This is a genomic window from Bhargavaea massiliensis (assembly GCF_018390575.1).
Taxonomy (GTDB): domain Bacteria; phylum Bacillota; class Bacilli; order Bacillales_A; family Planococcaceae; genus Bhargavaea; species Bhargavaea massiliensis.
Genome location: NZ_JAHBCJ010000028.1, coordinates 1 through 402, shown reverse-complemented (window position 1 = coordinate 402; position 402 = coordinate 1). Strand labels below are relative to the sequence as shown.

The 402-nt window shown below is 52.7% G+C and carries 3 tRNA genes; all 3 read left to right on the top strand.

From position 1 onward, the window contains the following. The first annotated feature begins 60 nt into the window (after nt 1-60). Nucleotides 61-134, top strand: a tRNA-Trp gene (locus KHA84_RS15235). Nucleotides 135-146: 12 nt separating this feature from the next. After that, nucleotides 147-222 (top strand) — tRNA-His (locus KHA84_RS15230). 49 nt (nt 223-271) lie between these two features. Continuing rightward, a tRNA-His gene (locus KHA84_RS15225) sits at nt 272-347 on the top strand. Nucleotides 348-402 lie beyond the last annotated feature (55 nt).

The window sequence follows — 402 nt, the reverse complement described above, 5'->3', positions numbered from 1 at the left end:
GGACTGTAAATCCGCTCCTTCGGGTTCGGCAGTTCGAATCTGCCCCCCTCCACCATACATAGGGGCATAGTTTAACGGTAAAACAGAGGTCTCCAAAACCTCCGTTGTGGGTTCGATTCCTACTGCCCCTGCCATTATTGACTGCGGCGATTGTGGCGAAGTGGTTAACGCATCGGATTGTGGTTCCGACACTCGTGGGTTCGATTCCCATCAGTCGCCCCATTTATCGTGAACCTCAAGGTCTCCAGAGGTCAATCAAATTTATATTGTGGCGGTTGTGGCGAAGTGGTTAACGCACCGGATTGTGGTTCCGGCATTCGTGGGTTCGATTCCCATCAGCCGCCCCATTGGGGTATAGCCAAGCGGTAAGGCAACGGACTTTGACTCCGTCATTCGTTGGTT